General features: G+C 70.3%; 9 protein-coding genes and 1 pseudogene. 6 read left to right on the forward strand and 4 right to left on the reverse strand.

Annotated features, from left to right (window positions below):
• Positions 1 to 275: pseudogene (locus tag AC31A1_RS31115) on the forward strand (hypothetical protein); the annotation flags it as partial.
• Positions 276 to 506: 231 nt separating this feature from the next.
• On the opposite strand, the gene AC31A1_RS31120 reads toward AC31A1_RS31115, so the two are convergent.
• The 3 genes from AC31A1_RS31120 to AC31A1_RS31130 form a co-directional block, all read right to left on the reverse strand.
• Positions 507 to 2,003: a hypothetical protein gene (locus AC31A1_RS31120; protein WP_489656521.1), complete on the reverse strand. Its 1,497-nt coding sequence runs from the start codon at positions 2,001 to 2,003 to the stop codon at positions 507 to 509.
• Between the two features lie 339 nt (positions 2,004 to 2,342).
• Positions 2,343 to 3,146 carry an endonuclease I family protein gene (locus AC31A1_RS31125; protein ID WP_393755876.1) on the reverse strand — a complete coding sequence of 268 codons (804 nt, stop codon included), beginning with the start codon at positions 3,144 to 3,146 and terminating at the stop codon, positions 2,343 to 2,345.
• A gap of 224 nt (positions 3,147 to 3,370) precedes the next feature.
• Positions 3,371 to 5,653 carry an ArnT family glycosyltransferase gene (locus tag AC31A1_RS31130; protein WP_489656522.1) on the reverse strand — a complete coding sequence of 761 codons (2,283 nt, stop codon included), beginning with the start codon at positions 5,651 to 5,653 and terminating at the stop codon, positions 3,371 to 3,373.
• Between the two features lie 145 nt (positions 5,654 to 5,798).
• Here AC31A1_RS31130 and AC31A1_RS31135 point away from each other — a divergent pair, with 145 nt between their 5' ends.
• The 5 genes from AC31A1_RS31135 (at position 5,799) to AC31A1_RS31155 (ending at position 13,935) form a co-directional block, all read left to right on the forward strand.
• Positions 5,799 to 6,650: a serine hydrolase gene (locus tag AC31A1_RS31135; RefSeq protein ID WP_489656523.1), complete on the forward strand. Its 852-nt coding sequence runs from the start codon at positions 5,799 to 5,801 to the stop codon at positions 6,648 to 6,650.
• A gap of 70 nt (positions 6,651 to 6,720) precedes the next feature.
• Positions 6,721 to 7,767, forward strand: a complete 1,047-nt coding sequence (locus tag AC31A1_RS31140; protein WP_489656524.1) for an esterase-like activity of phytase family protein — start codon at positions 6,721 to 6,723, stop codon at positions 7,765 to 7,767.
• A 206-nt stretch (positions 7,768 to 7,973) separates the two neighbouring features.
• Positions 7,974 to 11,705: an ABC transporter ATP-binding protein gene (locus AC31A1_RS31145; RefSeq protein WP_489656525.1), complete on the forward strand. Its 3,732-nt coding sequence runs from the start codon at positions 7,974 to 7,976 to the stop codon at positions 11,703 to 11,705.
• 322 nt (positions 11,706 to 12,027) lie between these two features.
• Positions 12,028 to 12,414, forward strand: coding sequence for a hypothetical protein (locus tag AC31A1_RS31150; protein ID WP_489656527.1), 387 nt, complete (start codon positions 12,028 to 12,030; stop codon positions 12,412 to 12,414).
• A gap of 96 nt (positions 12,415 to 12,510) precedes the next feature.
• Complete coding sequence (locus AC31A1_RS31155) at positions 12,511 to 13,935, forward strand: S28 family serine protease (RefSeq protein ID WP_489656526.1); 1,425 nt, start codon at positions 12,511 to 12,513, stop codon at positions 13,933 to 13,935.
• Between the two features lie 36 nt (positions 13,936 to 13,971).
• Here the strand turns inward: AC31A1_RS31155 and AC31A1_RS31160 are convergent, their stop codons facing one another.
• Positions 13,972 to 14,610 carry a hypothetical protein gene (locus tag AC31A1_RS31160; RefSeq protein WP_489656528.1) on the reverse strand — a complete coding sequence of 213 codons (639 nt, stop codon included), beginning with the start codon at positions 14,608 to 14,610 and terminating at the stop codon, positions 13,972 to 13,974.
• Positions 14,611 to 14,623 lie beyond the last annotated feature (13 nt).

The raw sequence follows: 14,623 nt of genomic DNA on the forward strand, positions 1-14,623 counted from the left end.
CGGTGCCGGGGTGGGCATGGGGGCAAGTTCCCGGACTGCGGCGGCTGGAGTCCATCGAGACCGGCGGGGGTTCGCTACGGTCGCTGGTCGTCATCCCGTTCACGTTGTGGGCCCGCGGGCGGTTGCGGCGGGCCGGTGTTCTGCGTCCCGTGCGGTCGCGTGATGTGGCACGGGGGCTGGCGTTCGCCGTGGTGGCCACGGTCGGGACGCATGCCGTTGCGCGGTGGTTGCCGCGCCGGGGGCGAACGGTGTCCCGACTCGATCGGAGTGGTTGAACTCCCCGCGGTACTGCGGAGGTTCGCGTCGAGGCTGAGAGCGCGCTGTTCGACTGCTGGGAGCACGTGCAGCGGAACCTCGGAGACCTTGTGCAGTGCGGGAATGTGTCGGTCGCCATGGGCGCGTCCGCGGTCGTAGTGGGTTCTGGCGCCGGGGAACCGGCTGGCCAGGAGCAGGGACGAGCAGCGGATGTGTACGGCGCGGGTCGGCGCGGACGGTGCGTGGCGCTGTCAGGAGTTCGCGCCGGCGGCGGCGCTGTTGCGGCGGCGCCGGAGGACGATCGCCAGGGTGGCGATCACGGCGATCCCCGCGGCGGACACGGCGGTCCAGATCGCCGTGCTGTCGTGCAGTCCGGGGGACGCGGCCAGCGGGATGACCGCCTGGTCGTTGCGGGGGGTCCGGTCGAACGGGTTGGACGTGCGTATGGTGCCCTTCGCGCCGGGGACCTGGCGGTCGATGCGGATCTTGAACCCGATGACGGTCGTCCCTCCTTCGTGCCGTACCTCGGAGAACCCGTCGTAGCCGATCTCACAGACGAACGCCCCGCCGTGCTTCTTCGGCCGTGCGCACGCCCAGTCGCCGCCGTCGTCCTCGAAGGTGTACGGGATGGAGGTCACCGTGGTGCCTTCCGGCGGCACCACCTCGAAGCGGCCCAGTGTCTCCGCGCTCAATGGCCGTCCGGGTCCGTTGTCGCGCACCCCCAGCCGGACGGTCACCGTGTCGCCGACCCGGCCTCGGACGGTCGCGGTCACCGGCTGGTAGTCGACCTGCACGGTGGTCGTGGCCTTGACGTACCCGGTGTCGCCGGTGAGGCCGCGGTCCGCCGTCCTGGTGAGGGTCAGCGGGGGTTCGGTACCGCGCACCGTGAGTTCGGCGGGGCGCTCGGGTTCGGACGACCAGGTGTAGGAGAGGGTGCCCAGCAGCTTTCCGGCGGCGGCCGTGTAGCGGACCGGGGCACTGGTGCGGTAGGCCGTGTGAGGTGCGGCCTTGGTGGCGAACTCACACCACGCCGCGGTGGAGGAGGTGTCGAAGTAGCAGTTGTCGGGGCGCGAGGTCAGCAGCAGCCCGTCGTCCACGGAGATACGGAGCGCGACACCCTGTTCCGCCGTGAAACCGCTGTGGTTCGCGAACCGGGGCGTCGTGTTCCGGGACGCGCCCGGCGCCACCGCCTTCACCGACTCGTCGTCCGCCGGGGTGTGGAGCGAAGGTCCGACCACGGTCATCCGGGTGGTCCCGGTCACCGGTGCCGCGTTGTCCGCGACAACGGTGTACGTCAGCGTCCCGCTGTCGCCCGGCTCGACGCCGTCCACGCCGTTGAGGGTGAAAGGGTTGTTGGACTCGCCGTCACCGTTCTGCACGTCGCCGTAGGCGCAGGTGAACACCGGGCCATCCTGGGTGCAGTTCCCACCGCCGCCCTTGCCCGCCCGGGCGACGCCGTCCAACCCCGAGGTGTCCACGGTGACCCTGACGTCGCGGGCCGGGCCCGCGTCACTGCGTTCCACGGCGACAGGGACGCCGAAGTCGCTGTTCGCGGCCTCGGCACCCTCGTCGGCGCTGTACATCCGGAAGGCCGCTGGGACTTCGACCCGCAGGGAGACCCGGCCGGAGTCGTCGGCCACCGCGGGGATCGTGGGCATCGCGGGCATCGCCACCGAGGCGAGAACGGCGACAAGGCAGGCCGTCAGGGCGGAAAGGCGGCGCCTGGTGATCAGTACCCGTCGAAGCATGCGGGCACTATGCCAGCGGGCGTCGGTGGCCATCATCCCGGCCCCTGCTGCGCGGCAGTTGTCGCCGTCGGCGCAGGAGGCGCTTCGCATGCGGGCGGTGGCCGCGCCGGCGGCGGGGCGGGAGCGCGAGGATGTTGAGGATGTTGCCGCGGTGTTCCAGGTGTCTCTGAAGGCAATGGACACGTGGTGGGCGAAGTGGCTCGCGGGTGGACGTGGGGCCCTGGTGGCGCAGCCCCGCGGGCGCCGGGCCGGCGTGGGAAATCTGATCGCGAAGCTGTACAGGCGTGTCGACGATCGGGCTCCCCGCGGATCGCGAGGAGCCCGACCCGGCACCGCTGCCTACCAGATCGCCTCGACCCACTCCGGGTGGTCGATGAACGGGTTCCGGTTGTGCTGGTACGTGCTGTAGATGACCTCGTTGCGCTTCTCCTCGAAGGCGCTCGGCGGGTCCGCCTCGTTCCACGCCTTGAGGACGGAGAGCTTGCCCATGTAGGGGTTGCTGCCGTTGCCGACCTTCTCGTTGGGCTCCAGGTCGGCGAAGCCGTCGTCACCCTCGTAGCGCACGGCCATGTAGAGGATCATGCGGGCCACGTCACCACGGTCCGCCGCGCGCGGCGCGAAGGAGTCGGAGTCGACGGTGCTGCCGCCGCCGTTGGTGACCGCGCTGCCGCCGTTGTCGAAGTCCAGGTTCCCGCGGATGCTGTTGACCTGGACGTCCGCGGGACGCAGGTGGTGCAGGTCGGTGCCGGGACCGGTCACCTCGCCGAAGTCGCCGTGGGACTTGGCCCAGGTGTGCTCGCGGTTCCAGTCGCCGACGTCGCCGCCGTTGAGGGACTTGGCGCGGGAGACACCGCTGTACAGCAGGATCACGTTGTTGCTGTTGTTCGGGTCCTGGTCGGTGGCCTTCAGCGCGTCCCAGACCGCGGAGTACGAGATCTTCGTCTGGCTGCTGATGATCGTGTGCAGCGAGGACTTGAGGCTGGTGCCCGTCTTGCCGACCGCGTTCTTGTAGTACGTCGCGTCGTACGCAGTGGTCGTGGCCGACGCCGGGGTCGCGGTCAGGGCCGGCGCGGCGAGGCCGACCAGGACGGCGGCGGTCGTCAACGCCACCGATTTCCAGCGGTGGATCCGTGTCCCAAGCATAAAGAGTGTCCCATCTACGCGGGTTGAATGGGGCGGCAATCGGGAGCGTGACATGTTCATGCGGTCGAGTAAATAAACGGGACGTGTCGATCCGGTGACCTGACGCGACAATTTGCCCTGTGTCTACGCGAGTTGACAGCGTGGCGTGGCAGGTCGGCATGCCAAAACGGCCCCCGACCGTGAGGTCAGGGGCCGTTGGCCGTTCGCTGTCGCCTACGTCGGTGTCACTTCACGTCCGACGGGTCCAGCCGGTACAGCGTCGACGTGCTGGTCGTGGAGGTCGAAGAACTCGAACTCGTCTCCGTCGACGCGCTCTTGTCGTACGCGCTCTCCTTCACCGCCGTCGCGTTCTTCTGCACCCACGCGGTGATCTCGGTGTTCAGGGAGCTGTTGCCGCCCATCCCGCCGCCGCCGAGCTGGATGTAGTGCAACTCGCCCTTCTTCACCAGCTCCTTGAGCTTGGCGAGGGTCATCGCCTTGTCGGAGCCGGTGAAGCCCCACATGGAGATGACGGGCTTGTGGGTGCTGAGGATCAGCTGGCCCGCGCTCTGCGAATTGGACACCGCGAGCAGCCACTTGGCGCCGTCCTGGTTCTTCTCCAGGTACGAGATGAGCGCGCTGGACGTGGTGCCGCCCATGCCGCCCCCGCCGCCGAAGCCGCCGCGCGTACCGCCGGTGGCGCCGCCCGGAGCCGTACCGGTGCCGCCCGAGGCCGTACCGCCAGGAGCCGTACCGCCGCCGGGGAACTCCCCGGTGGTACCGCCCTGTTGGCCGCCCGTCGCGCCGCCGGCCGCGCCACTCGGCGCCCCGCTCGGTGCGCCGCCGCCCTGCGGTACCTCACCGGTGCCGCCGCCACCCGGGGTCATCCCGCCGGGAGCCTCGCCGCCGGCCTGGGCGCCGCCGCCCATCTCGCCGCCCCGCTCGCCGCCGAAGCCGCCCCGGTTGCCGCCGGGCGCACCGCCGCCGCCGAAGCCGCCGCCGGTGGACGGGCCCGCCGTCGGGTTGGAGCCGCCCATGCCGCCGCCCGTACCGCTCGACGCGGCCGGGGTCACGGCGTACGCCGTCGGACCGGCGAGCGCGGCGATGATCGCCGCCGCGATGGACGCGGTGAGGAGCCGGGTCCGGTTGCCGGAGCGGAAGACGAACAGGCCCACGATCGCGAGAACCATCAGCACGCCGATCGTCGGCCACAGCCAGGTGTTCCAGCCGGAGGCCCGGCGAAGGACGACGATCGCCCAGATCCCGGTGACCCCGAGACCGGCGGGCAGGACCCAGGACCAGCGGGCGTCACCGCTGCGGAACGCGCGCCACAGCAGCACGCCGCCGCCACCGCACAGGGCCGCGATGCCCGGGGCGAGCGCGGTCGTGTAGTACGGGTGCATCGTGCCCTGGGCCATGCTGAACGTGACGTAGTGCAGCAGGGTCCAGCCGCCCCACATGACCAGCGCGGCGCGCGTCGCGTCGGTGCGCGGGGCGCGGCCGACCAGGACCAGGCCGGCGATCAGGGCGATGGCCGAGAAGGGGATCAGCCAGGAGATCTGGCCGCCGAGGATGTCGTTGAACATACGGCCGAGGCCCGCGGTGCCGGCGAACGTACCGCCGCCTCCGCCACCACCCGCGCCTCCGCCGCCGTTGCCCTCGCCGCCGAACACGCGGCCGAAGCCGTCGTAGCCCATGATCAGGTCCCAGGCGGTGCCGTCGGTCGAGCCGCCGATGTACGGGCGGTCCGCGGCCGGGACGAGGGAGACGGCCGTGGCCCACCAGAAGCTGGAGACGGCCAACGCGACCGTGGCCAGGGCGAGTTGGACGGCCTTCTTCTTCCAGCCGAGCTTCGACGCGAACAGGTACACGGCGAAGACGGCGGGCAGGGCGATGTAGCCCTGGAGGAGCTTGGTGTTGAACGCGAAGCCGAAGCAGGCCGCGGAGCCGATCAGCGGCAGCAGCTTCTCGGTGCGCACGGCGCGCAGGCCGAGGGCCGCGCCGGCCACCATCAGCAGGACGAGGAGGGTGTCGGGGTTGTTGTCACGGTTGATGGCGACCGTGATGGGGGTGAGGGCGAGGACCAGGGCCGCGATCGTCGCGGCCACGTGGCCGAAGTACCGCTTCACGGAGGAGTGCAGGATCCAGATCGTGCCGAGCGCGGCGGCGACCTCCGGCAGCATCATCTGCCAGGTGCCGAAGCCGAAGATCCGGCACGACAGGCCCATCACCATCAGGGAGAAGGGGGGCTTGTCGACCGTGATGAAGTTTCCGGCGTCCAGCGAGCCGAAGAACCAGGCCTTCCAGCTCTGCGTGCCGCTGTAGACGGCGCTGCTGTAGAAGCTGTTGAGGCTGGAGCCGGAGAGGTTCCAGGAGTACAGCACCGCTGCGAGCACCATGACGGCGATCAGCGCGGGCAGCGACCAGCGGGGCGCCTTCTCGGGCGGAGCGTCGGCGGGTGGGGCCGGCGGCGGCCAGTCGGCGGACGCGGGTTCGGTGTGGGGGTGTGGATCGGTGGCAGATGTCACCCACGCATCGTGCGAAAGCAGGGTGGGTGACTGCTGTGCCGAACCTGGCGGCCGGCTGTGAATTCGCAAAGGGTGGGGTAACGCTTCGTACAACCGTTCCCCAACCCGTACAACCTTTCATGCCTTCCTGTGAGTCAACTCAGGCATGACTCAGTCTCTTTGGACATCCCGCCGAGCCAGAGCGGTGGCCGTCGGCGTGGGCGCCGGCGTCCTCATACCCGTGCTGGCCGCCGCGACGCCCGCTGCCGCGGCCACCCCGACGGTCAGCTGTACGTCGGCGAAGGCGGGCCTCGCCGCCAAGCTGAAGAAGGACATCACCGCGGCCCTCGCGACCCGTAAGGGAACCGTCGCCGTCGGCCTCTACGACCGCACCACCAAGACCACCTGCACCCTGCGGGCGACGAGCGCCTACGACTCCGCCAGCACCGTCAAGGTGACCGTCCTCGCCACGCTGCTGTGGGACGCGAAGAAGCACAACCGCACGCTGACGACGCGGGAGTCGACGCTCGCCAAGGCCATGATCACCAAGTCGGACAACACCGCGACCTCCACCCTGTGGAAGCAGTTGGGCCTGACGAAGATCAAGGGCTTCCTGTCCGCCGCCGGCATGACCCAGACCAAGCCCGGCGCGAACAACTACTGGGGCCTGACCCAGGAGACCGTGACCGACGAGCAGAAGCTGCTCAAGCTGGTCACCGCCAAGAACACGGTGCTGAGCGACAACTCCCGTGCGTACATCCTGAAGTTGATGAACCAGGTCATCTCCAGCCAGCGCTGGGGCACCCCGTCCGGAGCCCCCGCCGGCGTCACCGTGCACGTCAAGAACGGCTGGCTCCAGCGCTCCACGCACGGCTGGCGCGTGCACAGCCTGGGCACCTTCAACGGCGGCGGCCACGACTACATGATGTCCGTGCTCACCCAGGACAACAGCACGATGAGCTACGGCATCACCACGATCCAGGGCGTCGCAAAGGCGATCCACAAGGACCTCGCCTGACCGGTTCACAGGGACCTCGCTTAACTGGCAGGTCTCCCGCACGTCACCCACCCGTCCTACGGTGACGCCCATGCGCCTGAGAACCGTACTCGCGACCGCGACCGCCGGCCTGGCGGCGGCCACCTGCCTCACCGCCGCCGCCGGGCCCGCGAACGCCGGCAACTCCCGTACCGCCAACGCCTGTTCGTCGTCCGTCTCGATCGACCGCTTCTCCGACGCGCTCGACAAGACGACGTACGACGGCACCTTCGTCGGCAACTTCTCCGCGCTCGCCGTGGACAAGGACGGCTCGATCGCCGCGCTGGAGGACCGTTCCTCGCTGTTCGATCTGAACGCGAAGACGCTCCAGCCGAAGCGTGTCGTCCCGCTCGCCGACGAGAACGGCGCCGCGCTCGACTCCGAGGGCCTCGCCATCGACCGCGACGGCACGCGCCTGATCACCTCCGAGACCGAGCCGTCGATCCGCCGCTACTCCGCCGACGGCAAGATCCTGGACCGCCTCCCGGTCCCGTCCTCGCTCCTGGTCGCCCCGGCGGGCCGAGCTGTGTCGAACCAGACCTTCGAGGGCTTGACCCTGCTGCCCGGCGGTCACACGCTCCTCGCGTCGATGGAGTACCCGATCGCCGGGGACACCTCGGGCGACGTCCGCTTCCAGACCTGGACCCGGACCAAGGACGACCACTTCCAGCCGGCCGCGCAGTACGCGTACAAGCCGGACGCCTCCTTCCTCGGCGTCCCCGAGGTGCAGGCCCTGCCCGACGGCCGCCTCCTCGTTCTGGAGCGCGGCTTCACCAGCGGCGTCGGCAACACCGTCCGCCTCTACCTGGCCGACCCCCGCCACGCGACGGACACCAGCAAGATCGACACCCTCACCGGCCAGTCCGGAGTCCACCTGATCAAGAAGACCCTCCTCGCCGACATCGCCGACTGCCCGTCCCTGGGCGCCACAGCGAAGCAGCCCCAGCCGAACCCCCTCCTCGACAACATCGAGGGCATGGCGATCACGGGGAGGGAGAAGGGCACCTACAAGGTGTTGCTGGTCAGCGACGACAACCAGAACGCGGTCCAGACGACCCGCTTCTATTACCTCCGGGTACGAGTAACCCCCGCCTTTTAGGGGCCGCGGGGGCTAGCTAGTTCCGGGTACGGCCAACGCCCATCTTTTAGGGGCGCGGGGAACTGCGCGACCAGCCACAGCAGGCCTGCACTGTGATGACGGCCGAACCCAGCGGAGCGCTTTGTTGCGGAGGGATGAAATCCGCTTCATTCCGCGTTGGTGCCTTCCGGAAGACCAGCAGATCAGGGGCGAACGGAAGGCACCGCGTGGCAGCGAAACAGGGGGAGACACCGGGGCAGACCCAGGGCTGGGCAAGAAGGCTCGCCGGATACGCCTGGCGCTACCCCAAGGACGTAGTCCTGGCCCTCGGCGCCTCCCTGGCCGGCATGGCGGTCACCGCCCTCGTCCCGCTGGTCACCAAGGTGATCATCGACGACGTGATCACCGGCCACACCCGCTCCATGGCCCCCTGGGCAGCCGCCCTGATCGTCGCCGCCCTCCTCGTCTACGTCTCGACGTACATCCGCCGCTACTACGGCGGCCGCCTCGCCCTGGACGTCCAGCACGACCTCCGCACCGAGATGTACGGGACGATCACCCGCCTCGACGGCCGCCGTCAGGACGAGCTGTCCACCGGCCAGGTCGTCGGCCGCGCGACCAGTGACCTCCAGCTGATCCAGGGCCTGCTCTTCATGCTCCCGATGACCATCGGGAACGTCCTGCTCTTCGTGATCTCCCTCGCGATCATGGCCTGGCTGTCCCTGCCGCTGACCCTGATCGCCCTGGCCGTCGCCCCCGCCCTCGGCTTCATCGCCCGGCGCAGCCGCAGCAAGCTGCACCCCTCCACCTGGTACGCGCAGGCCCAGGCCGCCGCGGTAGCCGGTGTGGTCGACGGCGCCGTCAGCGGCGTACGCGTGGTGAAGGGCTTCGGCCAGGAGGACCAGGAGACCGGAAAGCTCAGGGAGGTCGGACGCCGGCTCTACGCGGGCCGCCTCCGCACGATCCGCCAGAACGCCAAGTACACCCCCGCCCTCCAGGCCGTCCCCGCCCTCGGCCAGGTCGCGATGCTGGCGCTGGGCGGCTGGCTCGCGGTGCGCGGGCACATCACGCTCGGCACGTTCGTCGCGTTCTCCACGTACCTGGCCCAACTCGTCGGCCCGGTCCGCATGCTGGCGATGGTCCTCACGGTCGGCCAGCAGGCCCGCGCCGGCACGGAACGCGTCCTCGAACTCATCGACACCGAGCCGTCGTTGACGGACGGCACCAAGGAACTCCCCGCCGACGCCCCGGCCACGGTCGAGTTCGACGACGTCTCGTTCGGCTACGACCAAGAGCGCCCCGTCCTCAACGGCCTCAGCTTCGAGATCCGCCCCGGCGAGACCGTCGCGGTCGTCGGCTCCTCCGGCTCCGGAAAATCCACGGTCTCGCTCCTCCTCCCGCGCTTCTACGACGTCACCCACGGCGCCGTCCTCATCGGCGGCCACGACGTCCGCGAACTCACCCTCGACTCGCTCCGCGCCGCGATCGGCCTGGTCCCCGAGGACTCCTTCCTCTTCTCGGACACGGTCCGCAACAACATCGCCTACGGCCGCCCCGACGCGACCGACGAGCAGATCCTCACCGCCGCGCGCGCCGCCCAGGCCGACCGGTTCATCAGGGAACTCCCCGAGGGCTACGACACGACGGTCGGCGAGCACGGCCTCACCCTCTCCGGCGGCCAGCGCCAGCGCGTCGCCCTCGCCCGCGCGATCCTCACCGACCCGCGCCTGCTGGTCCTGGACGACGCGACCTCGGCGGTGGACGCGCGCGTCGAGCACGAGATCCACGAGGCGTTGAAACAGGTCATGCGGGGCCGGACGACGCTGCTGATCGCGCACCGCCGCTCCACCCTCAACCTCGCCGACCGCATCGCCGTCCTCGACGGGGGCCGCCTCGCCGACATCGGCACGCACGACGAACTCCAGGAGCGCTCACCGCTCTACCGCCGCCTCCTCACCGACCCCGACGAACTCGGCGGCGTCTCACCCGGTCACGCCCTCCCCGCCGCACCGGCCGAAGACACCTCCGTACGCGACGAGTTGGACGCGGAGTTCGACGCCGAGCGCGGGGTCACACCCCGGCTGTGGACCGGTGACCGCGAGCCCAAGGACACCGCGCTGTCCGGGATGCCCGCGACGCCCGAACTCCTCGCCCAGGTCGACGCGTTGCCCCCGGCGACCGACACCCCCGACATCGACGAGGCGGGCGCGGTCCGCGCCGAGGACTCGTACGGCCTGCGGCGACTGCTGCGCGGTTTCGGCGCCCCGCTGCTGATCAGCCTCGGCCTGGTCGCCGTGGACGCGGGCATGAGCCTGCTGCTGCCGGTCATGATCCGGCACGGCATCGACCAGGGCGTGACCAAGATGGCGATCGGCGCGGTCTGGTCGGCGTCGCTGCTGGCCCTCGTCGCCGTGGCCGTCCAGTGGGTGGCACAGCGCGGCGAGACCCGCATGACGGGCCGTACCGGCGAACGGGTCCTCTACACCCTCCGCCTCAAGATCTTCGCCCAGCTCCAGCGCCTCGGACTCGACTACTACGAGCGGGAGTTGACGGGCAGGATCATGACGAGGATGACGACGGACGTGGACGCGCTGTCCACGTTCCTCCAGACGGGGCTGGTCACGGCCTTCGTCTCGGTCGTCACCTTCTTCGGCATCATGGTCGCCCTGCTGGTGATCGACGTACAGCTCGCGCTCGTCGTGTTCGCGACCCTGCCCCCGCTGGTCATCGCGACCTTCTTCTTCCGCCGGGCCAGCGTGAAGGCGTACGAACTCGCCCGTGAGCGCGTGTCGTTGGTCAACGCCGACCTCCAGGAGTCGGTGTCCGGGCTGCGCATCGTGCAGGCGTTCCGGCGCGAGAAGGACGGCGGCCGGCGCTTCGCCGAGCGCAGCAGCAGCTACCGCGCGGCGCGTACCCGGGGCCAGTGGCTGATCTCGATCTACTTCCCCTTCGTACAGCTGCTGTCGTCGGTGGCGGCGGCGTCCGTACTGATCGCGGGTGCGGGAAGGGTGGACAACGCGACCCTCACGACAGGTGCGTTGGTCGCCTACCTCCTCTACATCGACCTGTTCTTCGCCCCGGTCCAGCAGCTCTCCCAGGTCTTCGACGGCTACCAGCAGGCCACCGTCTCCCTGGGCCGCATCCAGGAGCTGCTCCAGGAACCGACGTCTACCCGAGCGGCCGACGAACCGCTCGAAGTCCTCTCCCTGCGCGGCGACATCGCCTTCGAGGACGTGCACTTCGCGTACGGCGACGACGAAGAGGCCATCGGGGGCGTCGAGTTGACGATCCCGGCCGGCCAGACGGTCGCCTTCGTCGGCGAGACGGGCGCGGGCAAGTCGACGCTCGTGAAGCTGGTGGCCCGCTTCTACGACCCGACGGGCGGCCGGGTGACGGTCGACGGCACCGACCTCCGCGCCCTCGACATCACGTCGTACCGCCACCACCTGGGCGTCGTCCCCCAGGAGGCGTACCTCTTCCAGGGCACCGTCCGCGACGCCATCGCCTACGGCCGTCCCGACGCCACCGACGCCGAGGTCGAGGCGGCGGCCCGCGCGGTCGGCGCCCACGAGATGATCGCCACACTCGACGGCGGCTACCTCCACGAGGTGGCCGAACGGGGCCGCAACCTCTCGGCGGGCCAACGCCAGCTGATCGCCCTGGCCCGAGCGGAACTGGTCGACCCCGACATCCTCCTCCTCGACGAGGCGACAGCCGCCCTGGACCTGGCGTCGGAAGCCCAGGTGAACCAGGCCACCGACCGCCTCGCAGGCCGCCGCACCACCCTCGTCGTGGCCCACCGCCTCACGACAGCGGCCCGCGCGGACCGGGTCGTGGTGATGGACCACGGGGCGATCGTCGAGGACGGCACGCACGACGAGCTGCTGCAGCTCGGAGGGACTTACGCCGAGTTGTGGCGGAACTTCGTCGGGGAGGACGCGCCCGCGGCCGCCGCCTGACCCGCGTGGGCCTACGGCCACACCGAGCGCCGGACGGAGTCCGGCCGCCGTCTCGAAGCCCGGGAGGCCCGCCAGGGCCGAGCGGTGCGAGAGCGGCATCGGGAGGTTCAGCCCACGGGGCGGTCGTCGAGGACGGAACACACGACGAGCTGCTCGCGCTCGGCGGGTACTACGCCGACCTGTGGCAGACGTTCGTCGGTGCGCCGGGGGCGGAAGAGCAGGTCACCGCCCCCCGCTGAGGGTCGCGCAACCATGCGACATACGTCTTGCGTCCGTACATCAGTACGCTGTTCGGCTGCTGTGCTGTGCGGGAGGGATGACTGTGGACATGGGTGCGCTACGACGGCGGGTGGCGCTCGGCATGGCCGTGCTCAGCACGTCCGGGCTGCTCGCGCTCGCCGCCCCCGGCACCGCCCAGGCGGCCGCGGTCTGCCCGGGGCGGGAGGTGGAGACGCTGCCCTTCTCCACCGGCACCGTCCATGTCTTCCGCCGGGGCGACTACGTCTGCGCGTACACCGTCCCCAAGACCCCCGGCGCCAGGCGCACGATGTCGGTCAGCGTGCAGGCGCGCGGCAGCCGGCCGGTCGTCGACAAGGGCCGGTACACGCGCCGGGCCGGACCGGTCACCGTGCACGCCGGCCACCGGTGCGTCCTGGTGAAGGGCGTGGTGGGCGGCGGGTCGGTCAGCTCGGGCTGGATCCTCTGCTGAGCCGCTGGTCAGCGCCGTAAGCGCACAACCACCCCTGGTGTGACGGGAGTTGCTCCGATAGCTTCCCGTTCACAACTGCCTCACAGGGGAGACTGCATGCGCAAGGCGCTCAGATGGCTGCTGGCGCTCACCGTGCTCATAGGCACGCTGAGCACGGCCGGGGTGGCCACCGCCGCCCAGGCCGGCCGAAGCGGTCAAGTCGCGGACATCAAGGACCAGTTGCTGGCGATACCCGGCATGAGCCTGATCCAGGAGAAGCCGTACACCGGCTACCGCTACTTCGTCCTGAACTACACCCAGCCGATCGACCACCGGCACCCGTCCAAGGGCACCTTCCAGCAGCGGATCACCGTGCTGCACAAGGACGTCTCGCGCCCGACGGTCTTCTACACCAGCGGCTACAACGTCTCGACGAACCCCAGTCGCAGTGAACCGACCCGGATCGCGGACGCCAACCAAGTCTCCCTGGAATACCGGTACTTCACGCCGTCCCGGCCCGCCCCGGCCGACTGGTCCAAGCTCGACATCTGGCAGGCGGCCAGCGACCAGCACCGCGTCTTCAAGGCCCTCAAGCCGATCTACACCAAGAACTGGATCGCCACCGGCGGCTCCAAGGGCGGTATGACGGCCACGTACTTCGAGCGGTTCTACCCGCGTGACATGGACGGCGTGGTCGCCTACGTCGCCCCCAACGACGTGGTGAACAACGAGGATTCGGCCTACGACCGCTTCTTCACGAAGGTCGGCACCAAGGAGTGCCGCGACCGCCTGGACGCCGTGCAGCGCGAGGCGCTGGTGCGCAGGGACTCGCTGGAGAAGAAGTACGCGGCGTACGCGGCCGAGAACGGCTTCACCTTCACCACCGTCGGCAGCCTGGACAAGGCCTACGAAGCCGTCGTCCTCGACTACGTCTGGGGCTTCTGGCAGTACAGCCTGCTCTCCGACTGCGACACCATCCCCGCCGACGCGGCGACCGCCACCGACGACGAGATCTGGACCTCGGTCGACACGATCTCCGGTTTCTCCTTCTACACCGACCAGGGCCTGGACCCGTACACCCCGTACTACTACCAGGCGGGCACCCAACTCGGCGCCCCCACCATCGAGTTCCCGTACATCGAGAAGAAGTACCTCCGCTACGGCTACCAGCCGCCCCGTGACTTCGTCCCCCGCTCCATCCCGATGACATTCCAGCCGAAGGCCATGCGCGACGTGGACAGCTGGGTCCGCCACCACGCCGACCACATGCTCTTCGTCTACGGCCAGAACGACCCGTGGGGCGCCGAGCGCTTCGCCGTCGGCAAGGGCTCGAAGGACTCGTACGTCTTCACCGCGCCCGGCCTGAACCACGGCGCGAACGTCGCCGGCCTGACCGCCGACCAGAAGGCGCTGGCCACCGCCCGCATCCTGGCCTGGGCCGGCGTCCCGGCCACGACCACGGCCCAGGCGAAGCCACTGGCGTCGTACGACGCGAGGCTGGACCGGCAGGACGTGCGGCGCGAGCCGACACTCCGGCCGTAACGCCCTTACCGCGCCCGGCCGTTGACGGTCACCCGACTACACCGGCCGGGCGCAGCCCACCGGCTGCTCGCCGCCGAGCTGGACGTACAGGGCGGTCGACGCGGGGCAACTCGCGCGCCGGAGCACGGCCTTGACCACCTTGTACTGCGGCTTCTTCGGCCCCGATCCGTCGCACGCGGTCTCCCGGACCTGCCCGCTGCCCGAGCCGTAGACACAGTCCCCGACGACCGTGCGGGGCCCGCCCCCGCCGCCCGGGTCACCGGGGTGCGGCGGCTCCAGGTTCCGCATACAGGCGTAGCCCTTGGGTACGACACCGTCGCCGCCCGCGCCCGACGGCCTCTGGGCGCTGATGTGCAGCACGAAGTCGGTGGTCGCCGGACAGGATGGGCCGGCGCTCACGTCACCGTCGTAGCGGGCGATGACCCGGGCGGCCGCCCGCTCGCTGGTGCACGGCGCCTCGGTGAAACTCGTCGTGCCGAAGGAACTGCACTCGTCGACGGCGAGGAACACCGCGCCGTGGCCGGAGGGCCGGGTGGTCGCGGACGACGCGGCCGCCTTCTCGCCGAGCCGGCCGTCACCCTCGCCCGATCCGGAACCCTTCGCGGCCTGGCAGCCCGTCGTCAGGGCGGCGAGCAGCACCGCGCACACCACCCCCGCGCACCATCTCCCACGCATCGATCCCCCCGAC

It is taken from the genome of Streptomyces sp. P5F9 (genome assembly GCF_057961495.1).

Excerpts from the sequence above, each read along its gene's own strand:
- AC31A1_RS31125 (WP_393755876.1), bottom strand. The coding sequence starts at position 3,146 with ATGCTTGGGACACGGATCCACCGCTGGAAATCGGTGGCGTTGACGACC.
- AC31A1_RS31155 (WP_489656526.1), top strand. The coding sequence starts at position 12,511 with ATGCGCAAGGCGCTCAGATGGCTGCTGGCGCTCACCGTGCTCATAGGC.
- AC31A1_RS31160 (WP_489656528.1), bottom strand. The coding sequence starts at position 14,610 with ATGCGTGGGAGATGGTGCGCGGGGGTGGTGTGCGCGGTGCTGCTCGCC.
- AC31A1_RS31135 (WP_489656523.1), top strand. The coding sequence starts at position 5,799 with ATGACTCAGTCTCTTTGGACATCCCGCCGAGCCAGAGCGGTGGCCGTC.
- AC31A1_RS31140 (WP_489656524.1), top strand. The coding sequence starts at position 6,721 with ATGCGCCTGAGAACCGTACTCGCGACCGCGACCGCCGGCCTGGCGGCG.
- AC31A1_RS31120 (WP_489656521.1), bottom strand. The coding sequence starts at position 2,003 with ATGCTTCGACGGGTACTGATCACCAGGCGCCGCCTTTCCGCCCTGACG.